This window comes from Sulfitobacter sp. SK025, from assembly GCF_003352105.1.
GTDB classification, from domain to species: Bacteria; Pseudomonadota; Alphaproteobacteria; order Rhodobacterales; family Rhodobacteraceae; genus Sulfitobacter; species Sulfitobacter pontiacus.
In genome coordinates, this window is sequence record NZ_CP025808.1 from 2,165,800 (window position 1) to 2,188,035 (window position 22,236).

The 22,236-nt window shown below is 61.7% G+C and carries 20 protein-coding genes; 10 read left to right on the plus strand and 10 right to left on the minus strand.

The window, feature by feature from the left end; genetic code table 11:
* The first annotated feature begins 72 nt into the window (after positions 1-72).
* Positions 73-819, plus strand: coding sequence for a DUF502 domain-containing protein (locus C1J04_RS10550; protein WP_050766211.1), 747 nt, complete (start codon positions 73-75; stop codon positions 817-819).
* On the opposite strand, the gene C1J04_RS10555 is transcribed toward C1J04_RS10550, so the two are convergent.
* On the minus strand, positions 812-1,843 hold the full coding sequence (locus tag C1J04_RS10555) for a patatin-like phospholipase family protein (RefSeq protein WP_009824735.1): 1,032 nt from the start codon (positions 1,841-1,843) through the stop codon (positions 812-814). The genes C1J04_RS10550 and C1J04_RS10555 overlap by 8 nt on opposite strands.
* 54 nt (positions 1,844-1,897) lie before the next feature.
* Positions 1,898-2,671, minus strand: coding sequence for a 3-hydroxybutyrate dehydrogenase (locus C1J04_RS10560; RefSeq protein ID WP_198009214.1), 774 nt, complete (start codon positions 2,669-2,671; stop codon positions 1,898-1,900).
* 423 nt (positions 2,672-3,094) lie between these two features.
* On the opposite strand from C1J04_RS10560, the gene C1J04_RS10565 reads away from it, so the two are divergent.
* Complete coding sequence (locus tag C1J04_RS10565; protein ID WP_009824737.1) at positions 3,095-4,813, plus strand: extracellular solute-binding protein; 1,719 nt, start codon at positions 3,095-3,097, stop codon at positions 4,811-4,813.
* Positions 4,814-4,904: 91 nt separating this feature from the next.
* Here C1J04_RS10565 and C1J04_RS10570 read toward each other — a convergent pair whose 3' ends face one another.
* Positions 4,905-5,528 (minus strand): helix-turn-helix domain-containing protein, encoded by a 624-nt coding sequence (locus C1J04_RS10570; RefSeq protein ID WP_037954439.1) that lies wholly within the window; start codon positions 5,526-5,528, stop codon positions 4,905-4,907.
* A gap of 64 nt (positions 5,529-5,592) precedes the next feature.
* On the opposite strand from C1J04_RS10570, the gene C1J04_RS10575 reads away from it, so the two are divergent.
* The 4 genes from C1J04_RS10575 to C1J04_RS10590 all read left to right on the plus strand — a co-directional run bounded on the left by C1J04_RS10575 (position 5,593) and on the right by C1J04_RS10590 (position 9,669).
* On the plus strand, positions 5,593-7,107 hold the full coding sequence (locus C1J04_RS10575) for a class I adenylate-forming enzyme family protein (protein ID WP_009824739.1): 1,515 nt from the start codon (positions 5,593-5,595) through the stop codon (positions 7,105-7,107).
* On the plus strand, positions 7,104-7,745 hold the full coding sequence (locus tag C1J04_RS10580) for a DsbA family oxidoreductase (RefSeq protein WP_009824740.1): 642 nt from the start codon (positions 7,104-7,106) through the stop codon (positions 7,743-7,745). The genes C1J04_RS10575 and C1J04_RS10580 overlap by 4 nt, the downstream gene beginning before the upstream one ends.
* A gap of 115 nt (positions 7,746-7,860) precedes the next feature.
* Positions 7,861-8,343, plus strand: a complete 483-nt coding sequence (locus tag C1J04_RS10585) for an adenylyltransferase/cytidyltransferase family protein (protein ID WP_009824741.1) — start codon at positions 7,861-7,863, stop codon at positions 8,341-8,343.
* Between the two features lie 90 nt (positions 8,344-8,433).
* Entirely contained in the window at positions 8,434-9,669 is a 1,236-nt protein-coding gene (locus tag C1J04_RS10590) for a multidrug effflux MFS transporter (protein WP_009824742.1), read from the plus strand.
* A gap of 161 nt (positions 9,670-9,830) precedes the next feature.
* On the opposite strand, the gene C1J04_RS10595 is transcribed toward C1J04_RS10590, so the two are convergent.
* Both C1J04_RS10595 and C1J04_RS10600 read right to left on the minus strand, forming a co-directional pair.
* Positions 9,831-11,132 (minus strand): DEAD/DEAH box helicase, encoded by a 1,302-nt coding sequence (locus C1J04_RS10595; RefSeq protein WP_005853776.1) that lies wholly within the window; start codon positions 11,130-11,132, stop codon positions 9,831-9,833.
* A 317-nt stretch (positions 11,133-11,449) separates the two neighbouring features.
* Positions 11,450-12,493: an AbrB family transcriptional regulator gene (locus tag C1J04_RS10600; protein WP_009824744.1), complete on the minus strand. Its 1,044-nt coding sequence runs from the start codon at positions 12,491-12,493 to the stop codon at positions 11,450-11,452.
* A gap of 134 nt (positions 12,494-12,627) precedes the next feature.
* On the opposite strand from C1J04_RS10600, the gene C1J04_RS10605 reads away from it, so the two are divergent.
* Together C1J04_RS10605 and eno are read left to right on the plus strand one after the other, a co-directional pair.
* Positions 12,628-13,497, plus strand: coding sequence for a DMT family transporter (locus C1J04_RS10605; protein WP_009824745.1), 870 nt, complete (start codon positions 12,628-12,630; stop codon positions 13,495-13,497).
* A gap of 69 nt (positions 13,498-13,566) precedes the next feature.
* The gene (gene eno / locus C1J04_RS10610) at positions 13,567-14,844 is read left to right on the plus strand and encodes a phosphopyruvate hydratase (protein ID WP_009824746.1); all 1,278 of its coding nucleotides are present in this window, start codon (positions 13,567-13,569) and stop codon (positions 14,842-14,844) included.
* 89 nt (positions 14,845-14,933) lie between these two features.
* On the opposite strand, the gene C1J04_RS10615 is transcribed toward eno, so the two are convergent.
* Positions 14,934-15,614, minus strand: a complete 681-nt coding sequence (locus tag C1J04_RS10615) for a hypothetical protein (RefSeq protein WP_037953711.1) — start codon at positions 15,612-15,614, stop codon at positions 14,934-14,936.
* A 333-nt stretch (positions 15,615-15,947) separates the two neighbouring features.
* A complete protein-coding gene (locus C1J04_RS10620) occupies positions 15,948-17,093 on the minus strand; it encodes an anhydro-N-acetylmuramic acid kinase (protein WP_009824748.1) in 1,146 nt (381 codons plus the stop codon).
* Between the two features lie 65 nt (positions 17,094-17,158).
* Between C1J04_RS10620 and tyrS the strand changes: the two genes are divergently transcribed.
* Positions 17,159-18,409 carry a tyrosine--tRNA ligase gene (gene tyrS / locus C1J04_RS10625; protein ID WP_009824749.1) on the plus strand — a complete coding sequence of 417 codons (1,251 nt, stop codon included), beginning with the start codon at positions 17,159-17,161 and terminating at the stop codon, positions 18,407-18,409.
* Between the two features lie 41 nt (positions 18,410-18,450).
* Here tyrS and C1J04_RS10630 read toward each other — a convergent pair whose 3' ends face one another.
* The 3 genes from C1J04_RS10630 to C1J04_RS10640 all read right to left on the minus strand — a co-directional run bounded on the left by C1J04_RS10630 (position 18,451) and on the right by C1J04_RS10640 (position 21,570).
* Positions 18,451-20,262 (minus strand): ABC-F family ATP-binding cassette domain-containing protein, encoded by a 1,812-nt coding sequence (locus C1J04_RS10630; RefSeq protein ID WP_009824750.1) that lies wholly within the window; start codon positions 20,260-20,262, stop codon positions 18,451-18,453.
* Positions 20,263-20,346: 84 nt separating this feature from the next.
* The gene (locus tag C1J04_RS10635) at positions 20,347-21,096 is read right to left on the minus strand and encodes a GNAT family N-acetyltransferase (protein ID WP_009824751.1); all 750 of its coding nucleotides are present in this window, start codon (positions 21,094-21,096) and stop codon (positions 20,347-20,349) included.
* A 9-nt stretch (positions 21,097-21,105) separates the two neighbouring features.
* A complete protein-coding gene (locus tag C1J04_RS10640; protein ID WP_005853789.1) occupies positions 21,106-21,570 on the minus strand; it encodes an outer membrane protein assembly factor BamE in 465 nt (154 codons plus the stop codon).
* Positions 21,571-21,661: 91 nt separating this feature from the next.
* On the opposite strand from C1J04_RS10640, the gene C1J04_RS10645 reads away from it, so the two are divergent.
* Positions 21,662-22,216 carry a YceD family protein gene (locus C1J04_RS10645; protein ID WP_037953716.1) on the plus strand — a complete coding sequence of 185 codons (555 nt, stop codon included), beginning with the start codon at positions 21,662-21,664 and terminating at the stop codon, positions 22,214-22,216.
* Positions 22,217-22,236 lie beyond the last annotated feature (20 nt).

Genomic DNA, 22,236 nt, shown 5'->3' on the forward strand with positions numbered 1-22,236 from the left:
GCGTCCTCCATTGTAGCAACGCGTGAAACGCCCTAGCTCTAACGCATTGCTGCAGTGGGATAACCTTCATTCATGAACACACCGTTTACGCCGCCCCTTCCTCCCGCACCGCGCCGGACTTTGCTCGCGCGGATCAGGGCTTCGTTCCTGACGGGGCTGGTGGTGATTGCGCCGGTCGGCCTCACGATCTGGCTGATCTGGAGCGTGATCGGCTGGATCGACGGGATCGTGCTGCCGATGGTGCCGCTGGCCTATCACCCCGACCGGCTGATCCAGACGTATTTCGGGTTGGACCCGTCTGCCCAGATCAACGTGCGCGGCATCGGTGTGATCATCTTCTTGCTGTTTACGGTCATCGTCGGTTGGCTGGCCAAGGGCATTATCGGGCGGTCGTTCATCCGTTTCGCCGAAAGTCTGGTAGAGCGTACACCTGTGGTGCGGACCATCTATTCCGGCATCAAGCAGATTTCGGAAACGATTTTCGCCCAGTCAGAGCGCAGCTTTGAAACCGCCTGCATGATTGAATACCCGCGTAAAGGTATATGGGCGCTTGGTTTTATCTCAATCCCCGCAAAGGGAGAGGTCGCCGCTGCAGCGGGTGAAGGGTCGAACCTTGTGGGGGTGTTTGTGCCGACCACGCCCAACCCGACCTCGGGCTTTTTGTTGTTCGTGCCGCAAAAGGATGTGACCGAGCTCGACATGTCGGTCGAGGACGCGGCCAAGCTGGTGATCTCTGCCGGGCTGGTCTATCCGCCAAAGAAACCGGTGCCGGTGGACCCATCCGCGACGCCGCGGCCCGACCGCATTTCCCCTAGCTGAACATCTTGCGCAGATCGACTGAACTGCACTTGCCTATATTGTCGATATCCGTTTGCAGAAACCGCTCGGCCGAGGTGCGGCCCGCGGATTTAAGCGCGGTGATCACCGCCCCGTTCGGCACGCTTTTGGTCGCAGTGGACAGCTGCGACATCAGATCGTCGTCAGCGATCATGTGAATCCGCAACCGCTGCATCTGGCCTTCCTCGACACGTCCCTGATCCAGCAGGTTCTGCACAAAGTGGATCGCACGAAGTTCGCGTAACAGGCTGGAATTAAAGCTGATTTCATTCACTCGATTATGGATCATCTGCGGCGTGGTGGGAAGTTCGTCCCGTTCAAGCGGGTTGATATTGATGATGACGATATCCCCCGGCAGGTCCGAGGAATACAGCGGGAAAAGCGCCGGATTGCCGGTATAGCCCCCGTCCCAGAACGCCTCGCGCCGGCCCAATTTCGGATCCTCCATCTCGATCGCCTGAAACAGCGTCGGCAGACAGGCAGAGGCGAGGATCGCGTCAGGCGTGATCTCTTCTTTCTCGAAGACACGGATCTTGCCGTCGCGCACTTTGGTCGCGCTGACAAACAGCCGTGGTCCCGCCGCTTGGCAGATATGTTCGTAATCAAACGTCTCGACAATATCGCGCAACGGGTTGCGATAGAGCGGGCCGTAGACATAGGGCGACACGATCTGCGTCATCGCCGTGCTGAGCATGACCGGCCAGCTATAGGCCATCGCCTGACTAAGTGCCCCCACGCCAAAGGGGGCCATCCAGCCGTTCAGATGCAGGTTCCCGACACCGGCGACCCTGTCCCACAGCCAATCCAGATTATCGCGCGCGGCCTGATGCCCGCCCTTGATCAGCCCCGCCTTCAATGCAGCGCCGTTCAGTGCGCCAGCCGATGTGCCGGAAATACCGCTGATCTCAAGCTCTGGCTCTTCCAGCAGCCGGTCAAGCACGCCCCAGGTATAGGCCCCATGCGCGCCGCCGCCCTGTAGGGCAAGGTTGATCTGTTTTTTCTGCATCTACACGCTCCGCCAGTCGCCGCGCGCGAGGTATCCCCGCGCGCGCGTGTTGTATTACAGGGCGGTCCAGCCACCATCGACGCTGATCGTTGTACCGGTGATCTGGTCCCCCGCCTCGGAACACAGGAAGGTCGCGGTGCCGCCCAGTTGTTCGACCGTGGCGAACTCTTTCGACGGTTGGCGCTTGAGCATGACGTTCTTGATCACCTCTTCGCGCGACATGTCGTATTCTTTCATCGTGTCCGGGATCTGCTTTTCGACGATATCGGTCAGCACATAGCCCGGACAGATGGCATTGCAGGTGATCGGGTCTTCGGCCGTTTCCAGCGCGGTGGTTTTGGACAGCCCGACGATCCCGTGCTTGGCCGCAATATAGGCGGATTTATAGGGCGAGGCCGTCAGCCCGTGCGCCGAAGCGACGTTGATCACGCGGCCCCAGCCCGCCTCGCGCATCATTGGCAGAGCCACCGCCGTGGTGTGAAACGCAGAGCTGAGGTTGATGGCGATGATCGCGTCCCATTTCTCGGTCGGGAAGCTGGGGATCGGCGCGACATGCTGGATGCCCGCGTTATTCACCAGAATATCGCAGCGCCCTGCATCGGTGATCAGCTGGCGGCATTCTTCGGCTTTCGACATATCCGCCTTGATATAGCGCGCGGTCACGCCGGTTTCGGCGGCGATGTCTTTAGCAATAGCGTGGTCTTCGTCGCGGTCGGTAAAGGAGTTCAGCACAACATCCGCCCCCGCCCGCGCCAATGCCCAAGCGATGCCAAGCCCAATACCGGAATTGGACCCCGTGATGACTGCTGTTTTTCCTGAAAGATCGATGCTGTAAGCCATGAAAATCTCCTAGCGTTTCTGCAGGTGCATCATGGCGGGCTGCGAAACGAATGGAAACGGCTAATTCCGCACCCCGGCGGAATGCCCCTGCTGCCCGGACATTTGCCGGATCACGGGCAAAAAAAAACGTCCGCACGAAGCGGACGTTAAGTTATTGAGGCAGGTTTCATACAGGCAAGAAACCTATCGAGCAGTGAGTTCGTTATACGCAATTCGCCGCCGTAATCCAAGCTTAAAGTTTGAACTGTAGCCGCCGCATCGCTAAGGAATACGCTAATAAAACAAGGGCAGAGCGGGATTGTTGCTAAAATGGCGTTTAAATTTTTCCAAAGCTGTCGGGCAGTTGCAGCTGTTTCTTCACTGATTCTTCTCAGTGGATTCGCCCGCGCCGAGCCCGCACATGGTATATCTATGTATGGGGACCCTGCCCTCCCACCTGATTTTGTGTCGCTGCCCTATGCCAACCCGGACGCACCCCAAGGCGGCGCGATTGTTCTGGGCAACACCGGCGGGTTTGACAGCCTCAATCCCTTCGTGCGCAAGGGCACCTCTCCGTGGCAGTTGCCGTTCTTTACCCATGAAAGCCTGATGGGCCGTTCGTGGGATGAACCTTTCGCGCTTTACGGGCTTTTGGCCGAATCGATTGAGGTCCCGGAGGACCGGTCCTGGGTCGAATTTACCCTGCGACCCGACGCGCGTTTCTCCGATGGCAGTCCGGTCACCCCCGAAGATGTGATCTTTAGCTACGACATGCTCGGCACCGAGGGCCACCCGCGTTACCACGGGCTTTATGCCCAGATCGACAGCATCACCCAGACCGGTCCGCGCAGCGTCAGAATGGCGTTTAACACCGATAACCGAGAGCTGGCCCTGCTGGCAGGGATGCGCCCGATCCTGAGCAAGGTGCAATGGGAGGGCCGCGATTTCGCCAACGCCCCGCTGGCGGAGATACCGCTGGGCTCCGGCCCCTATGTGGTAGCTGACTATAAAGCCGGCAAACAGGTCACCCTGACGCGCAACCCTGACTACTGGGGCAAGGATGTGCCGTTTCGCAAAGGCACCCATAACATCGACGAGATAAAGCTCGACTTTTACGGCGACGCGAATGTGTTGTTCGAGGCGTTCAAGGCCGGAGAGATTTCCGCCCTGCGCGAATTCAACGCCGAAAGCTGGGCGACGCAATATGACTTCCCCGCCGTGCAGCGCGGTGATGTGGTTAAATCCACCTTCGCCCATAGCAAACCCTCGGGCATGACCGGATTGGTCATGAACACCCGCCGCGCCCCGTTCGACGACATCCGTGTGCGTGAGGCGTTGATCGCGGCCTTTAACTTTGAGTATATCAACGAGACGCTGACCGGCGGGGCGCAACCGCGCATTACCTCTTATTTCTCGAACTCCCCGCTGGCGATGCGAGACGGCCCCGCCACCGGCCGCGTGGCCGAGTTGTTGGCCCCCTTTGCTGATGATCTGCCCGCCGGCGCGCTTGACGGCTATGCGCTGCCCGTGTCCGACGGATCCGCCCGCAACCGCGCGGGCATCCGCCGCGCCATGGGCGCGTTGGCCGACGCGGGATTCAGCGCCGATGGCGGCACCATGCGGGGGCCTGACGGGCAGCCTTTGTCGTTCAGCATCCTGCTGTCCAAAGGTAGTAGCGAGAATATCGCCATTGCCGAGCTTTATATCCAGGCGCTGGCCCGTCTGGGCATCACCGCCCGCGTGGACGCTGTGGATGACGCGCAATTCGTCGCGCGTAACGCGGCCTTCGACTTTGACATGGCCATCTTCCGCCGCGCCCTCTCGCTGAGCCCGGGCAACGAACAACGCTATTACTGGGGGTCGGAGGCAGCCGATCAGGAAGGCAGCCGCAACCTGATGGGGGTAAAATCCCCTGCCATTGACGCGATGATCGATACGATGGTCGGGGCCAGCAGCGCCGAGGCGTTCACCGCCGCCACCCGCGCACTGGATCGCGTGCTGACCGCCGGGCGCTATGTCATCCCGTTCTGGCAGTTCACCGAAGACCGCATCGCCCATGTCGCGGCGATGAAATACCCTGAACACGTGCCGCTGTATGGCGACGGGCCGAACTATATGCCCGAGGTCTGGTGGATTGAACCGGCCCAGTAAGCGACGCGTGTAGGTATCAGGCGGCGGTGCCTGCGGCGTAGCGGCCCTTCGGGGAGAGTTTATTTGGCAAAATGAAGCGCGGGCCCGTCGGTTAGGTGAGCGATGTGACCCAAAGGATCGTGGCGTCCTCATCGCTGGTAGAGACGACGTTATGCCCCATCGTCGCATCATAATAGGCGCTGTCGCCGCGGCGCATTTCGACGGGTTCGTAGAATTCGGTGTATAGGGTGATGACGCCGGTCAGCACGTAAAGGAACTCTTCCCCGTCGTGTCGCACCCAGCCGTCGAACTCATCCATCCGGCGGGCACGGATACGCGCGCGGTAGGGAAGCATCTGCTTTTTGCGCAGCGTATCGGCCAGCATCATGTGCTCGTAGGTGGTCGTCGCCTTGGCCGCCCCCTCGCCCGATTTGGTGACCGCCATGCGCCCGTTGATCTGCCCCGGCGAGGGGGGCGTGAAGAGCTGTGGCACCGAGATTTCCAACCCCACGGCGAGCTTTTTCAGCGCCTCATAGGTGGGCGACATCTGGCCGTTCTCGATCTTGCTGAGCGTGGAACGGGCCAGTCCGGCCTGATTGGCGGCTTGCTCCAGCGTCCAGTTGCGCGCCTTGCGCAGCTCGCGCACGCGCGCCCCCAGATCAACAGGCGGGGCGGTTTCCGTCTCGCCGCTTTCGCGGGCGATCTGGATCATGGATTTCGGGCCGTCTTGCGTCATACGCTGGCTATAGCGCCGCGCCGGAGCGCTTGCAACGCTGCTGCGCGCGGGGTAGCGATTGGGCATGCTGTCCGTCTCTGCGTCCACCGGCTTTGCGCCTTGCCCCGCCCCGTTCAATCTTGCCGCCCATGTTCTGGGCCGCGCCGCCGATTTGGTCGACAAGACGGCGCTTGCCATTGTCGGGCCCGATCGCGTTGAGGCGTGGCGTTTCGACCAGCTTGAGGCCGCCGTGCGCGGCACCGCGACGGGGTTGCTGGGCATGGGGCTGCGCCCGGGGGACATCGTGCTGATGCGCCTTGGCAATACTGTGGATTTCCCGCTGGCCTATCTGGGCGCGCTGGCCGCAGGCTTGGTGCCTGTCCCCACCGCCGCCGCGTTGACAGAGCCGGAGGTTGCCGCGATCATCGCCACCCTCGCGCCCAAGGCGATCTTGCGCGATCCCGCCGTGCCCTGTCCGCCGAATGACACCACCGTTGATCTGGCCCAGCTCAGGTCCATGCGCGATTTGCCCGCGGCCCCCTGGCATATGGGAGACCCCGACCGGCTGGGCTATATCATCTATACCTCTGGCACGTCGGGCCGACCAAGTGCGGTGATGCACGCACATCGCGCCATCTGGGCACGGCAGATGATGGTGCGCGGCTGGTATGATCTGAAGCCCGAGGATCGGGTCATGCATGCAGGCGCGTTCAATTGGACCTATACGCTGGGGACCGGCCTGATGGACCCCTGGACCGCCGGTGCCACCGCCCTGATCCCGGCTGCGGGCGTGGCTCCTGCGGATCTCCCTGCCTTGATGGCGCGGCATGAGGCGAGCCTTTTTGCTGCCGCACCGGGGGTGTACCGTCAGATCCTGAAACACCACGACCGGATCAACGTGCCAAGCCTGCGCCACGGGTTGAGCGCGGGGGAGAAGCTTCCCTCGGCCGTTGCCCGCGCATGGGAGGCTGCCAGCGGCACGCCGATCTTCGAAGCCTACGGTATGTCGGAGTGTTCGACCTTCCTCTCCGCCTCTCCCGACCGGCCGGCGCGGGCCGGCACATTGGGCCAGCCTCAGGACGGGCGGCGCATCGCGTTGATCGGGACGGAAGGCCCGGTAGAGATCGGCCAAGAGGGCACCATCGCGATCCACAAGAGCGACCCGGGGCTGATGCTCGGCTATCTTGGCGCGCCGGATCAAACGGCCCGGAAATATCAGGGGGACTGGTTCCTGACCGGTGATCAGGGTGTCATGGGCAACGATGGGCAGATCACCTATCTGGGGCGAAATGACGATATGATGAACGCGGGCGGGTTCCGCGTCTCGCCGATCGAAGTGGAACAAACCCTCGTCAAATTCCCCGGCATCCATGCTGTCGGCGTGGCGGAGGTCGAGGTTAAACCCGACGTGACCGTGATCGCGGCCTTCTATACCGCCGACAGCCCGCTGGACGAGGCCGCGCTGGCACTTTATGCACAAGACAACATGGCGCGCTACAAGCAGCCGCGCCTTTTCATCCACCTGCCAGAGCTGCCGATGGGCGCGAATGGCAAACTGCTGCGCCGGTCCTTGCGTGCAGCCTATGAGGCACAACGATGACCCAGACGATCAAGCTTGATATCATGTCCGACCCGATTTGCCCTTGGTGCTATATCGGCAAGGCCCATCTGGACCGCGCACTGGAAAGCGAGCCGGACCACCCTTTCGCGATCGAATGGCACCCGTTCCAGCTTAACCCCGACATGCCTGCCGAAGGGATGGACCGCCGTGCCTATCTGGAAGGCAAGTTCGGCGGCAAGGAAGGTGCGGTGCGGGCCTATGCCCCTGTGGTGGAACATGCCGAGAAAGCCGGTCTCAAGATCAACTTCGAGGCGATGCAGCGCACCCCCAACACGCTTAACGCCCATCGGTTGATCCATTGGGCCGGGATCGAAGGGCGCCAAACCGCTGCGGTATCGGCGTTGTTCAAAGCCTATTTTGTTGATGCGCGCGATATTGGCGATGCCGAGGTGCTCGCCGATATTGCCGACGGGATCGAGATGGATGCCTCTGTTGTGACGCGTCTATTGGCGACAGATGAGGATATGGAAGACATCCGCAAACGCGACGCGCACAGCCGCGAGATGGGCATCAACTCCGTCCCGACCTTTATCGTGGGCGGGCGTCACGCGGTGCCGGGCGCGCAGCCGCCCGAGCTTTGGAAAAAAGTACTGGCCGAGCTGCGCAACGAAGGCTGAGGCCACGCGCCCGATCTGAAAGTCAGGGACAGAAAGGCTTTGCCTTTGCGCTGAAACCCGCCTAGAATCAAACGGATAAAGGGGCAAAGACCCCTATCCAGATCGAGCGGGCAGCATGAAATACGATATCCCCTTTCCCTTTATGGGACGCGGGCGGGCGACGGTGGTGACACCGGCGGCGCGTCCGTCCAGCTTCACACCCTCCACGCCAATGACGCGGACGATCCTGACCTATGGCGGGTTCGACGGATTCCACACCGGTCACGCCGACTGGCTACGGCAGCTGGCCCGTATGGGCAGCGATCTGGTCGTTGGCTGCCAGAGCGAACAGTTCTGTCAGCGTGCGGGGCGTCCGGCGCATCTGGGCTTTGCCGCCCGCCGTGCGGTGCTGGAGCGGTGCCGCTATGTCTCGCGGGTCATTTCGCTTGAGACATGGGATCAGGTGCGCAGCGATATCGTGAATTACAACGTCTCGGTATTGGCCCTGCCATCGCATCTTCCCCTGCCGGTGTCGGGACTGGACGAGATCGTTCAGGTACTGCGTTTGCCGGTGACCGCCCGCGAGACAGTGCAGCGCCAGCGCGCCCAAGCCAGCTGACGGCGCGACGCCGATTGCACTATCTGTAAGGCAGCCTTATGAAAGCCATAGGCTGCGCCCTGCGGCCCACCGTCACGATGGAGCCGATGGATGACCGACGACCGCCCCGACATCAACATGAGCCGCCCCGAGTTTGTGGCGCTGATTGCGATGATGTTTGCAATCATTGCGTTCTCGACCGATGCAATGCTGCCCGCCCTGCCCGAGATCGGCGCAGATCTGTCGCCTTTGGATATGACCAAAGTCCCGCTGATTGTGACCGCCTTTATTCTGGGGATGGGGATGGGCACTTTTGTCACGGGGCCGCTGTCGGATGCTTTCGGGCGCAAGAATATCATCTACCTCGGGTCTGCGATCTATATCTCGGGGGCTGTGGTGGCGTGGTTAAGCCAATCGCTTGAGGTGATGCTGATCGCGCGGGTCGTTCAGGGCGTGGGAGCTGCGGGCCCTCGGGTCGTGGCGCTTGCGGTGATCCGCGATCTGTATTCCGGCCGGCAGATGGCCAAGATCATGTCTTTCGTGATGATGATCTTTGTCGTGGTGCCCGCCTTTGCCCCTGCAATGGGGGCTGTGATCATCGCCCTGTCCGATTGGCGCGGCGTATTCTTGTCATTCATCGTTTTCTCGGCAACCTGTGTGGTCTGGGCCATGCTCCGCCTGCCCGAAACCCTGCCCAAGCCCAAGCGTCGACCTTTGCAGATCGGCCTGCTGTGGAACGCGGTGAAAGAGATTTTCAGCAACCCGATGGTGTGTCTGTCGATCACGGTGCAGACCCTGGTGATGGGGTTCTTATTCTCGACGCTGATGCTGGTGCAACCCATTTACGACCAAGTCTATGACCGCGCCGAGAGCTTCCCCTTCTGGTTTGGCGTCGCGGCGCTGATCTCGGGGACGTCGAGCCTGCTGAACGCGCTGTTGGTCGTGCGGCTGGGGATGCAGCGCATCGTGATCCTTGCGCTTGGCCTGCAGATCGTATTGTCGGGCCTGATGCTGGGTCTTGGTCTGGGCGATCTGCCCGAGCCCTATGGCTTTGTCTTTTTTCTGATGTGGCAGGCGTCGCTGTTCTTTCAGGTGGGGCTGGTGATGGGCAACCTCAACGCGCTGGCGATGGAGCCTTTGGGCCACATCGCCGGCATGGCGGCGTCGGTCATCGGGGCGGTGTCGACGGTGATGGCGGCCATGCTCGCCTCGCCCATCGGGTTGATGTTCAACGGCACGATCACCCCGCTGATTGGCGCGGTACTGACGCTGGCGACACTCGCCTTTGCGCTGATGCTGCTTCTGGCGCGGGTCAACCGGCAGGCGGCAGCAGACCCCGCGGAATAGGGTTAAGCGGCCACGTGGTGGCTGGCGGTGCCGGTTTCGCCCTTCGGGCGAGGATTTAGAGCCATTTGGAAGCGCGGATCATGGCGCTTTAGAGAGAGGTAACAAAAAGGGGCATCGCTGATGGCGGTGCCCCTTTTGATCGTGCATTGATACCTGCGCGCTTATGCGGCGCGCTGCCCGGCTGGCTTGCGACGACGCCGCGCGGCACCCGCGGGTTTGCCCGCACCGCCGCCATTGCCACCGCCCCCGTTGCCGCCACCGCCACCGGGGCGACCACCGCGACCACGACCGCGTCCGCCGCGACCCTTTGGCTTGGCGGGTTCGTCAATCGCTTCCCACGGACGGCCGGAGGCCACGGGGATCGAGATTTTCATCGTCTTCTGGATATCTTTCAGCTCGCCCATTTCATCCGGTGCGCAGAAAGCGATCGCCGCCCCGTCTTTGCCCGCGCGCGCGGTCCGGCCGATACGGTGGACATAATTGTCGGGCACATTGGGCAGCTCATAGTTGTAGACGTGCTTCACGTCGGGAATATCCAGACCGCGGGCGGCGACATCCGTTGCTACAAGCACGGTGACCTCGCCTTTCTTGAAGGACTCAATGGCGCGGTCCCGCTGGCCCTGGCTTTTGTTGCCGTGGATCGATGCGGCTTTGAAACCGGCTTTGACCAGATCTTTCATCAGCTTTTCACAGCCGTGTTTGGTCCGCCCGAACACCAGGGCGCGTTCCTCGGTATGTTTGCCAAGCAGTTCGATCAGCAGGGATTTCTTTTCCGCCTTGGCGATGAAATGCACCTCTTGGGTGATCTTGTCCGCCGCCTTGCCCGGAGGCGAGACTTCGATGCGGATCGGGCTGTTGAGGTAGCTGTTGGCGATCTCGTTCATCAGTTTCGGCATGGTTGCCGAAAAGAGCATGGTCTGACGCTCTTTCGGCAGCACCGCCGCGATCTTGCGCAGATCGTGGATGAAGCCCATGTCGAGCATCTGGTCCGCTTCATCAAGCACAAGGAAAGTGGTCTTGTGCAGCAGCACCGCGCGGCGGTCCATCAGGTCCAGCAAGCGCCCGGGTGTGGCCACCAGCAGGTCGACGCCGCGCTCCATCCGTTTGATTTGCGGGTTGATCGACTGGCCGCCGACAATCATCATGGTCTTCAGCTGGGTCCCTTCGCAGAAGCCCTTGAGGTTTTCCATGATCTGGTTGGCAAGCTCGCGGGTCGGGGCCAGCACCAGCCCGCGCACGGTGCGCGGCTCGGGGCGGGCTTCGCGTTCCAGCATCTGGGCCACCAGCGGGATACCGAAGGCAGCGGTCTTGCCGGTGCCGGTCTGTGCCAGCCCCATCACGTCGCGGCCATTCATCCCGTGGGGGATCGCCTGTTTCTGGATCGGGGTCGGATCGGTCATGCCCATGTTGGTCAAGGCTTTGACCAGACGGCGCGGCAGGCCCATCATTTCAAAATCGCTCATCGTTTTGTCGTCTTTCCGCGGGATGCGGGGCAAGGCCCCTTCCCGCCATAGCAATCACGCGGGCCCTGTCGATGCAGGGAAACCGCGAGGGACGCAAAGCAGATCGCAGGGGGCGGCCTAGTGCCAACACCCTGTCTGTTGCGCTTGGCCCCACGCGTGATTTTGGGAACATCGGCGGCCTTTTGTTCAGCTATCATAAGACGCCACGATTTTAGGTCGACAGGTCAAGGGCTGGTCTGCTCACGCGGCAGAAGGCATCGCTTGCGCCCCAGATGGGCTGTTTGGGCGGCAAAGTCAACGGTGCTGTGAAAGATAGCCTAGCGCGGGGTGCTGCGCGCCAGCATCAGGGGCAGCACAGCGCTGAGGATGAACAGACGCATCATGTGGCAGGCGGCGACAAAACCCGGGCTGATCCCCAGCACGCTGCCCATGGCGATCATTGTTTCGAACCCACCGGGCGCAAAGGCCACGAGGATATGCGCCAGCGGCATGCCAAGCGCCATAGCGACCGGGATTGCCCCCAGCAGGGCCAACCCCACGGCAAGGCAGGTCACAGCCAGCCCCGCGGCGAGCCCCTTGGTCAGATCGTCAAGCCGCACGCCGGAGAACCGCGTGCCGATCAAGGCTCCGAGCACCACATAGGCGGGCATCACCAGCCACAGGGGCAGCACACCGGGGGCGAGCCCTGTCACATGCGCAAGCGATGACACCAGCATCGGCCCGATCAACATCGGCGCGGGTACCCGGATGCGCCCCAGCAGCACCCCTGCCCCAACGGAGAGCACCGCCATCACCAGCAATGTCACGCCGCCCATAACGGGGCCGTCGGGCACGATGGACCCGCCCAGATCAACCCCCATCGCCAGCGCGACAAAGGGCACCACCAGCGTGAGCGACAACAGCCGCACCGACTGCGTGGTCGAGATACGCACCACATTATCCCCGCCATCGGCCGCCATCGCCAGCACAAAGCTGAGGTGTCCGGGGGCCGAAGCCAGCAGTGCTGCACGACGGTCAAAGCCAAAGAACCGCGCCAGAAGCCAGCGGCTGAGCACCAGCATCGCCCAGACCAGCACGGCCATCACCACAAAAGCCAGCGGCCAGCGCAGCATGGCATCGACCGCATTCTGGTCAAACCCTGCCCCCACCGACAGGCCAATGACGACAAAGCAGATGTTGCGCAGCGGCAGCGACACCCCCATGCGCGCGCCCGCCAGACCGGCCAGCGACACCAGCACCGCAGGCCCCAGCAGCATGTAGATCGGCGCGTTCAGCAGCCAGCCGATACCGGCCCCCACCGCGCCGATAAGGACGGTGAAAACGGTCGTATGCGTATCAGACGGGGGGCGCGGCCATTTCATACGCTTGTGCTAGCAGTTGGTCCCTTCCGCCACCAGCCCCGTCACGGGATGCGCCGCGAGGCTTGCACATCCCCCGACAAAGGGACATGCATCCACTGACGGAAATTTAGAACGATTGTATGAAGGAATAGGATATGGACAATCTGCGCGGCGCTTTGATCATGGTGCTGTCGATGTTGGGCTTTGCCATTGAGGACATGTTCATCAAGCTGATCGGGACGGATATCCCGATCGGGCAGATTATCTTTATGCTCGGGACCGGTGGCGCGCTCTGCTATGGTGCGATGGTGGTGATGAAGGGCGAACCGTTGATGGATCGCGCGATGCTGACCCGCCCGATCCTGCTGCGCGCCTTGGGCGAGATTGTCGGCACCTTGGGGTTTGTATCGGCCATTGTGCTGACACCGATTTCTTCTGCCTCGGCCATTTTGCAGGCGACACCGCTGGTTGTGACCCTAGGCGCGGCGCTCTTTCTGGGCGATCCCGTCGGCTGGCGCCGGTGGAGCGCTATTCTGGTTGGTATGCTGGGCGTCTTGCTGGTGATCCGCCCCGGGATGGACAGCTTTCAGGCGCTGTCCCTGCTGGCGGTGCTTGGGGTGCTGGGGCTGTCCTTGCGTGATCTGGCGACGCGGCGGGTGCCGAAATCGACCTCTACGTTCCAACTGTCGTTCCTTGCGTTTCTGGCGCTGGTCCCTGCAAGCCTGCTTTTCATGCTGGGCACGGGCACGGCTTTTGCGCCGATGTCGGGGGTGCAATGGCTGTTCATGGGGGCCGCGCTGACAACCGGCATGGTCGCCTATTACGGCATCGTCGCGGCCATGCGTATCGGCGAAATCAGCTTTATCACACCGTTCCGCTATGCGCGCCTGCTGTTCGCGATGGTTGTGGGCATCACGATCTTTGGCGAACGCCCCGATCTGCTGACCTATGTTGGCGCAACCATCATTGTTGCCTCGGGCATCTATACGGTATGGCGTGAGCGAAAGGTCAAAGAACAGGCCTGAACACTTTCCATCCTCCCCCCGGCGCGCTAAACCGCTGCGCAATTGTCATCTGCAAAAGGATAGCCCCTTATGAGCACGATCATCGACATCCACGCCCGCGAAATCATTGACAGCCGGGGCAACCCCACGGTCGAAGTCGATGTGACGCTTGAAGACGGCACCATGGGCCGTGCGGCGGTTCCCTCTGGCGCATCCACCGGTGCCTATGAGGCGGTAGAGCGTCGCGATGGCGACCAAAAGCGCTATATGGGCAAGGGCGTTCTGGAAGCCTGCGCCTCGGTCAATGGCGAGATCGCGGATGCGCTGGTCGGCATCGACGCGACAGAGCAGGTCGAGATTGACGGCACGATGATCGAGCTGGACGGCACCGACAACAAGTCGCGTCTGGGGGCCAACGCCATTCTGGGCGTCTCCCTCGCGACGGCGAAGGCCGCGGCTGATTATTGCTCGCAGCCGCTCTACCGTTATGTGGGCGGCACCTCTGCGCGCATGCTACCCGTGCCGATGATGAACATCATCAACGGGGGCGAGCATGCGGATAACCCGATCGACATTCAGGAATTCATGATCATGCCCGTCGCGGCAGAGAATATCCGCGACGCGGTGCGCATGGGCTCCGAGGTGTTCCACACGCTGAAGAAAGAGCTTTCGGCCGCAGGTCTGTCCACCGGTATCGGCGACGAAGGCGGCTTCGCACCCAACATCAGCTCCACCCGCGATGCACTTGATTTCATTCTGAAATCCATCGAAAAAGCGGGCTATAAGCCGGGCGAGGAAATCTACCTCGCGCTGGATTGTGCGGCAACGGAATACTTCAAGGACGGCAGCTATGTCCTTTCTGGCGAAGGGAAAACCCTGACCAGCGCCGAGAATGTGGATTATCTGGCGGCCCTATGCGCCGATTACCCCATCATCTCTATCGAAGACGGCATGTCCGAAGACGATTGGGATGGCTGGAAACTGCTGACCGACCGTCTGGGTGACAAGATCCAGTTGGTGGGCGACGATCTGTTCGTGACCAACCCCGAACGTCTGGCCGAAGGCATCAAACGGGGTTCTGCCAACTCCATGCTGGTCAAGGTCAACCAGATCGGCACCCTGTCCGAGACGCTGCAAGCGGTCGACATGGCGCATCGTGCGGGCTTTACCAACGTGATGTCCCACCGCTCGGGCGAGACTGAAGACGCGACGATTGCGGATCTTGCTGTTGCGACGAACTGCGGTCAGATCAAGACCGGCTCGCTCGCGCGGTCCGACCGGTTGGCGAAATACAACCAGCTGATCCGCATCGAGGAATCGCTTGGCGTGACAGCGGAATACGCCGGTCGCTCGATCCTGAAAGGTTGATCAAGGGGGGCAGTTCGCCCCGCCCGAAGATACGAAAGCGCGCCCGATCAAGGCGCGCTTTTTTTGTGCTTGCGGTGTCGCGTCCAGTGTCAGCTTTGGATCTGACGCAACAGGCCCGACTTGGTAAAGCCCACACGGATCATATCCGTGTCACTTTTCAGCATCGGCATCTTGATCTGGATCGTCCGCGGCTGCGCGCCAAAGGCGACGTTCATCCGGATGGTGGCCACGAATTTGCCTTGCGTCGACGGGCGCACGTCTTCGATCATACCCACGACCTCGCGGTCCGTGGTCATGACCGTAGCGCCCAATGCCGCCGTGATCGGGACAGAGGCCGCGGCGCGGGTCACATCGCCGCTGACACTGCGCGATACCGCGGCAGTCGCGCTGCTGGTCGTCCCGCTGTCGTCGGTCGTCGTGCCGCCGCCGCTGTTGGACCCGCCGGTGCTGCCGATACCCACGCCAACGCCCGCCACAGAATCCCCGCCAACCGCGGCCCCGACACCAGCGCCCACGCCGCCGACAGAGGCACCAGCGCCCGCATCAGCAACCGAGCCGCCACCGACAGAGGCACCCGCCCCCGCGCCGACGCTGCCCGCGCCCACACCAACACCGACATCCGCGGCGGACCCGTGGCCGACGCTGGCCCCTACGCCCGCGCCAATACCGCCCACGCTGGCACCGACGCCAACATCCAGCGCAAAGGCCGACGTGGCGATGAATACCGTTGCAACCGAAGTTGCGGCGTTTTTAAGAAACATACTCGTCATGGTCATTCTCCTTTTGAAAAGGAACGGCGCAAGCAAAGCCCCCACTTTCTGCGCCACCGTTCTGAGGTAGTACAATTCAAGGTAGAACCGCCCTACTCCCAAGCAAGGAAACAGACTGTTTACGGAACGCCGCTGTGCAACCGTGCCACAGCCCTTTGCCGCGTCGGAGACCCACGGCGGGTAGCTAACCTATTCGCGAAAAACGAAGATTACGCACGACTATAGCGCGAAATGCTAACAGGCGACTCAGGCCAAAACACATGCTGTCCAGCGAAAAACGCAGGTCAGAGGGGCGACGATACGCTGGCGCGAAACCCATCAAAGAGCCTTATTCTAAACGCTGATCGCCTCCGTCGGCATGCTCACGGTGCCGCCCCCGACCGCAGCCCGCACCCCCGTGGTGCCGGGGCAAGAGGTGGGCAGCCCGCGCGCCACCCGCACGGCAAGATATCCGAAGGCCTGCGCCTCCAGCATATCACCGTCGAGCCCGATCTCTTCTATCGGCATGACCGGACAATCCAGACTGACACTGAGCATCTTCATCAACACAGGGTTGTGCCGCCCGCCCCCGGTGACCAGCACACGATCGGGCAAGCGCGGACAATGCTGCATCGCTTCGGCCACGCCAGCGGCACACATGGCCGTCAGCGTCGCGGCGGCATCGGCGTCCGACAGTTCGGTCACCAGCGCGACCATCTCGTCAAAATCGTTCCGGTCCAACGACTTGGGGGGCATCCGTGCGAAATAGGGCTCGGCCAGAAACAGCTCAAGCGCGCCGGTCTCTACCTGCCCGCGCGACGCGGTCTTGCCGCCCTCGTCAAAGGGCAGCCCAAGACGCGCCTGCATCAGATCGTTGATGGGTGCATTGGCGGGCCCCGTGTCGAAAGCCAGCAGCGCCCCCTCCGTCTCGGGCAAGGGGATCGCCGGATCCACCCAGGTCAGGTTCCCCACCCCGCCAAGATTCAAAAAGGCCACCGGCCCCGTCAGCCCGGCATAGCGGGCACAGGCGTGGTGAAAGAACGGCGCGAGCGGTGCGCCCTCTCCGCCCAGATGCACATCGGCGCTGCGGAAATCCCACACGACGGGCAGCCCCAGATGATCCGCCAGCGCTGCACCGTCGCCCACTTGCAACGTCCCCTGCATGCGCGGCGCATGGGCCAGCGTCTGCCCGTGAAAGCCGATCAGATCCACATCGGTATACGCGCCAAGGGCACCGATATGCGCCGCCTCGACCACCTGCGTCGCCGCCGCCACCTCTGGCCCTGACCATTTGCCGAAACCGGCCGCGATGGTGCGGCGTTCCTCGACTGAATAACTGCGGTAGCTCGACGCGCCAAAGCCGATGATATCGCGGCCGTCTGTCTCGATCACCGCAACGTCCACCCCGTCGAGCGAGGTGCCGCTCATCGCGCCTGCGGCCCGCAGCGGGCCTGTTTTCGCGATCCGTGTCGGGGTTCTTGCCCCTTGGGCCTTATTCATGGCCTTTTCCTTTGTCTGCTCAGCACCTATAGAGTGCACCACCACCCAAGCTGAGGGCAAGCACCATGACATACCACCCCAAATCCGATTTCATCCGCATCATGATGGAGCGCGGCTTTCTCGCCGATTGTACGGACTATCAGGGCCTTGATGACGCGCTGATCAACGGGGCTGTGCCTGCCTATATCGGCTATGACGCGACAGCGAAATCCCTTCATGTGGGGCATCTGATGAATATCATGGTGCTGCGCTGGTTGCAGAAATGCGGCGGCAAACCGATCACCCTGATGGGCGGCGGCACCACCAAAGTGGGCGACCCGTCCTTCCGGTCGGATGAACGCCCCCTGCTCGACAATGCCGCCATCGACGCCAATATCGCCGGCATGCAGCAGGTGTTCGAGAAATACCTGTCCTACGGTGACGGCGACAGTGACGCGATCATGCTGAACAACGCCGAATGGCTGGACAATCTGAACTACCTCGCATTCCTGCGCGACATCGGGCGGCATTTCAGCGTTAACCGGATGCTGTCGTTCGAAAGCGTCAAATCCCGCCTAGATCGGGAACAGTCGCTTTCCTTCCTCGAATTCAACTACATGATCCTGCAGGCCTATGACTTCCTTGAGCTCAACCGCCGCTATGGCTGTTTGCTGCAGATGGGCGGCTCGGATCAATGGGGTAACATCGTCAACGGGATCGACCTGACCCGCCGCGTGCTGGATCAAGAGATTTTCGGCCTCACCACGCCCTTGCTCACCACCAGCGACGGCCGCAAAATGGGCAAATCCCAGGGCGGCGCGATCTGGCTGAACGGGGACATGCTGTCGCCTTACGAGTTCTGGCAGTTCTGGCGTAATACCACCGATGCGGACACGGGCAAGTTCCTCAAGATCTTCACCGAACTACCGGTCGAGGAATGCGACCGTCTGGGCGCACTGGAGGGCTCAGACATCAACGCGGCCAAGATCATTCTGGCGAACGAGGTCACGACCCTGCTGCACGGTGCCGAAGCCGCAAAGAACGCCGAAGCCACGGCACGCGAAGTGTTTGAAAAAGGCGGTGTCGGCGATGACCTACCCACCCTGACGCTCAGCGCGGCAGATATCGGCGACGGCATTTCTATCGTGCAGTTGATCGTGAAATCCGGTCTGGCCGGTTCGGGCAAAGAGGCAAAGCGTCTGATCACCGAAAACGGTGCCCGCTATAATGACGAACCGCTGACAGACGCAGGCCTGATGGTCGATGCTGCCACGCTGGCCACACCGATCAAGCTTAGCGCGGGCAAGAAACGCCACGCGCTGGTACAACTGGGCTAAGCCCCCGCAGTATGAGAGGGGGGCGGGTCGCCCTGCCCCCTTCAGCTTTCGGCTTTTTCTTCCAGCATCAGCCACTCGGCCTCTGCGTCCTGCAGCTTTTCATTCCGCTCGACCAAGGCATCGGTCGCTTTCTGGAATTTCACCGGATTGTCGGAATACAGTGTCGGATCGCTCATCAACTCTTCCAGTTTCGCGATTTCGGCTTCCAGTCGCGCAATCTCGGCGGGCAGCGCCTCAAGCCGATGCTTTTCGGTAAAGCTCAGTCCCGACTGCTGCGCCGCTTTGGGCTTTTCGGATTTCGCCCCGGGCTTTGATTTGACGGCGACGCTTTGGTCAAAATCATCCTGCTGGCGCTGTGCCAGATAATCCGTCCAACCGCCCGCATAGACGGTCGCCTTGCCGTCACCCTCCATCGCGATGGTGGTCGCGGCAACACGGTCAAGGAAGTCACGGTCGTGGCTGACCAGCAGCACGGTGCCGTCATAGGTCGACAGCAACTCCTGCATCAGATCAAGGGTTTCGACATCCAGATCGTTGGTCGGTTCATCAAGCACCAAGAGGTTGCTGGAGCGCGCCATGATCTTGGCCAGCAGCAATCGCGCCTTTTCACCCCCCGACAAGGACCGCACGGGCGCACGGGCCTGCCCCTCGTCGAACAGGAATTCTTTCAGGTACCCAACCACATGTTTCGGCTGCCCACGCACCAGAATCTGGTCCGCCTTACCCGATACACGCATTTCCGGATCACCGGTCAGACTGTCCCACAGCGACATATCGCCATCAAGCTGCGCGCGCGCCTGGTCGAACAGCGCGATCTCAAGGTTGGTACCCTGTTTGATCTCGCCCCCGTCGGGCTGTTCTTTCCCGATCAGCATATTCAGCAACGTCGTCTTGCCCACACCATTCGGCCCGACCAAGGCGATCCGATCACCCCGCTGGATCGTGATGTCGAAGGGGCGCAGAATCGTCTTGTCGCCAAAGGCCTTGGTGATGCCCATAGCCTCGACCACCTTGCGGCCGGACTTCGGCCCCGCTTCCAGCGCCATGGCGGCGGTGCCCTGACGTTTGATCTGGCTGGCGCGTTCGGCCCGCAGGTCTTGCAGGGCGCGCACACGGCCCTGGTTACGCTTGCGCCGCGCCGAAATGCCTTCGACAGCCCACCGTGCCTCCGCCTTGATCTTGCGGTTCAGCTTGTGGCGCTGCATGTCCTCTTCTTCCCACATCTGGTCGCGCCAGGCTTCAAACCCGCCAAAGCCGATGTCCTGCCGACGCACAACACCGCGGTCGACCCAGAGCGTCGCACGGGTCAATTCGCGCAGAAACGCCCTATCGTGAGAGATAATCACAAAAGCGGCCCGTGTGGCTTTAAGCTCGTCTTCAAGCCAGCGGATCGCTTCGATATCCAGGTGGTTCGTCGGCTCGTCCAGCAACATCAGCTCGGGCTCAGAGGCCATCAGACGCGCCAATGCCGCGCGGCGACGTTCCCCACCCGACGCGGTGCTGACAGGGCGCGCGGGGTCGAACTTCAACCCCTCTCCGGCACGTTCGACCTTGTACATCTCTGACGGGTCCAGGCCATGGGCCGCGAAGTCGCCCAAAGTCTCGAATCCGGTCAGATCCGGGTCTTGCTCCATATAGCCCACCGAAACGCCGGGCCCGACGATCACGTCGCCGCTGTCGGCCTCGACCAATCCGGCCATGACCTTCATCAAAGTGGATTTACCTGACCCGTTCCGGCCCACCAGCGCCAGTCGGTCGCCGGATTGAACCACAAGGGACATGTCTTCGAATACGGGATCGCCGCCGAATGTCAGCGAGATCTCGTTAACTTGTAAAAGGGGTGCGCGTGCCATGACAGCCAGCTAGCGCCGCGCCGCGTCAGCGTCAATGACCCCTCTTCCAAATGGGCTAAAATCCTCGCCGAAGGCATGAAACTCTTAGGCGGCACCGCGCAGCAGGCGCTTACGCCCCTCGGGGATCGCCGCGATTTCAAGGCCGGTAAATACATGCAGCGTGTTCATCTGGTGGTCGATCACCGCATGATCGCTCACCCAGCCCCCCATCATCAGATAGCTCCGCAGCAGCGGCGGCAACATTTGTAGCGCGGCTTTCTCGGCCGGTTTATCCAACGTCCGTTCCACAAAGCCCACCGTATCGGGGGCCTTGACCAGCGGCTGCCATTGCACGGGCGCAAGGTGGCGGCTGTGCAAAAGCGCCATGACATCGCTATAGGGTGCCGGATCGGTACCCTTGAAGGAGGTGCAGCCAAAGAGCAACGCGACCCTATGGGCGTCCACAAACTGCGCCAGCGCGGCCCAGGCCATGCGCACGACATCCGGGTCTGTGACCCCCGGGGCCAGACAGAACCGCCCCAGCTCCATCGTCGCGCCGGGGAAATATGCAAGCTTGGTCAGATCGTAGAATTGCGCGGCATAGCTTTGATCCAGCGACGCGCCCTCCATCAGCCCGATCCGGTAGCAGCACAGCAGATCACCGCTGCCTTGATGCCGCACGAGGATATGATGCTTTTGCGCATCAAACCCGTCGATATCGCGCGGTTGAACCAGCCCAAAGGCCCGCGCGCGTAAGGCTTGCGCGGCCTCGATATCCTCGGCTGTGGTGGCACAATAGGCGCGGTACGGACCGCGTAAAAGCGGCTCGATCACAGCACCCTCCGGCACCGTCACGGGCCTGCCCTAGCCAGCCAGCGCCGCGGGGTTGAAGCGGCCAATGTTGCCCAGAAGCTGGCGGATAAAGGATTTATCCGAGATCGGCGAACTGGTGACGCGGCGGTCAAGGGTGACGACATTGCCACGCTCCAGCCCGAAACGTTCGACGTTCTGCACCACACCGTTGCTGTCAAAGCTGACAGCGACAACTTCGCGCTCTGTCTCGCGCGGGGCCATGAACCACATCGCCTGACGGCGCGACCGGACATAGTAATACCCCGAATTGGTCAGCAACCCTGCCGACGCTGGCACGCCTACGGTTTCGGCCACGGTGTCGCGAGTGTCTTGGCCCACGGTGATCTTCTCAAGATCCTCTTGCGGCGGGATATAGCCGTGGTTGGAGTATTGCGGGGAGCAGGCCCCAAGCGTCAGACCAGCAGCGAGAACTGTGGCGGTCAGCAGTGTCTTTTTGACATGGCGGTCGATACGCATTCTTGGTGCCCTCTTGCCCTTGGGGATCATGGCTTTTATCTCGCATACACTAAGCACGCCCCATGGTTCAAGAAACGAAAGTACCCCTAACATGTCTCGCACGCCCCCAAGCCCCACAGCATTGCGCGTCGCAGAGCTGTCGCAGAATGCGCAAACCCCTTTCTCCCTGCGTCCCGACGCCGACAGCTTGCGGATGATCGCAGAAGAACTTGATCTTTCAGCATTACGTAAACTTTCATTCGAAGGGCACCTCAAGGCGCTTGGTCGCAGTGATTGGGAACTCAAGGCGCGTCTGGGGGCCACTGTGGTGCAGCCCTGCGTGGTGACGCTGGAGCCGGTACAGACGCGGATCGACGTCGATGTCACACGGCTTTTCGTGCAGGATTACGAAGAACCCGAGGAAGCCGAGGTCGAGATGCCCGAGGATGATCGCACCGAACCGCTTGGAGCGTGGATTGATCCCGCGGCCATCATGATCGAAGCGCTGGCGCTTGAGATTCCCGAATATCCCCGCGCCGACGGGGCCGAACTGGGGCAAGCGGTCTATACCAAACCCGGCGACACCCCGATGACCGACGAAGACGCCCGCCCCTTTGCGGGGCTGGCCGGCCTCAAGAACCAGCTTAAGGACGATACCACCGAATAACCCTGCCGGTTTGGGTGAAA

Bases quoted from the DNA above. Each gene is read 5' to 3' on its own strand.
- C1J04_RS10550 (WP_050766211.1), top strand. From the start codon at position 73: ATGAACACACCGTTTACGCCGCCCCTTCCTCCCGCACCGCGCCGGACT.
- C1J04_RS10555 (WP_009824735.1), bottom strand. From the start codon at position 1,843: ATGCAGAAAAAACAGATCAACCTTGCCCTACAGGGCGGCGGCGCGCAT.
- C1J04_RS10565 (WP_009824737.1), top strand. From the start codon at position 3,095: ATGTATGGGGACCCTGCCCTCCCACCTGATTTTGTGTCGCTGCCCTAT.
- C1J04_RS10570 (WP_037954439.1), bottom strand. From the start codon at position 5,528: ATGACGCAAGACGGCCCGAAATCCATGATCCAGATCGCCCGCGAAAGC.
- C1J04_RS10575 (WP_009824739.1), top strand. From the start codon at position 5,593: ATGCTGTCCGTCTCTGCGTCCACCGGCTTTGCGCCTTGCCCCGCCCCG.
- C1J04_RS10580 (WP_009824740.1), top strand. From the start codon at position 7,104: ATGACCCAGACGATCAAGCTTGATATCATGTCCGACCCGATTTGCCCT.
- C1J04_RS10585 (WP_009824741.1), top strand. From the start codon at position 7,861: ATGAAATACGATATCCCCTTTCCCTTTATGGGACGCGGGCGGGCGACG.
- C1J04_RS10590 (WP_009824742.1), top strand. From the start codon at position 8,434: ATGACCGACGACCGCCCCGACATCAACATGAGCCGCCCCGAGTTTGTG.
- C1J04_RS10595 (WP_005853776.1), bottom strand. From the start codon at position 11,132: ATGAGCGATTTTGAAATGATGGGCCTGCCGCGCCGTCTGGTCAAAGCC.
- C1J04_RS10600 (WP_009824744.1), bottom strand. From the start codon at position 12,493: ATGAAATGGCCGCGCCCCCCGTCTGATACGCATACGACCGTTTTCACC.
- C1J04_RS10605 (WP_009824745.1), top strand. From the start codon at position 12,628: ATGGACAATCTGCGCGGCGCTTTGATCATGGTGCTGTCGATGTTGGGC.
- eno (WP_009824746.1), top strand. From the start codon at position 13,567: ATGAGCACGATCATCGACATCCACGCCCGCGAAATCATTGACAGCCGG.
- C1J04_RS10615 (WP_037953711.1), bottom strand. From the start codon at position 15,614: ATGACGAGTATGTTTCTTAAAAACGCCGCAACTTCGGTTGCAACGGTA.
- C1J04_RS10620 (WP_009824748.1), bottom strand. From the start codon at position 17,093: ATGAATAAGGCCCAAGGGGCAAGAACCCCGACACGGATCGCGAAAACA.
- tyrS (WP_009824749.1), top strand. From the start codon at position 17,159: ATGACATACCACCCCAAATCCGATTTCATCCGCATCATGATGGAGCGC.
- C1J04_RS10630 (WP_009824750.1), bottom strand. From the start codon at position 20,262: ATGGCACGCGCACCCCTTTTACAAGTTAACGAGATCTCGCTGACATTC.
- C1J04_RS10640 (WP_005853789.1), bottom strand. From the start codon at position 21,570: ATGCGTATCGACCGCCATGTCAAAAAGACACTGCTGACCGCCACAGTT.
- C1J04_RS10645 (WP_037953716.1), top strand. From the start codon at position 21,662: ATGTCTCGCACGCCCCCAAGCCCCACAGCATTGCGCGTCGCAGAGCTG.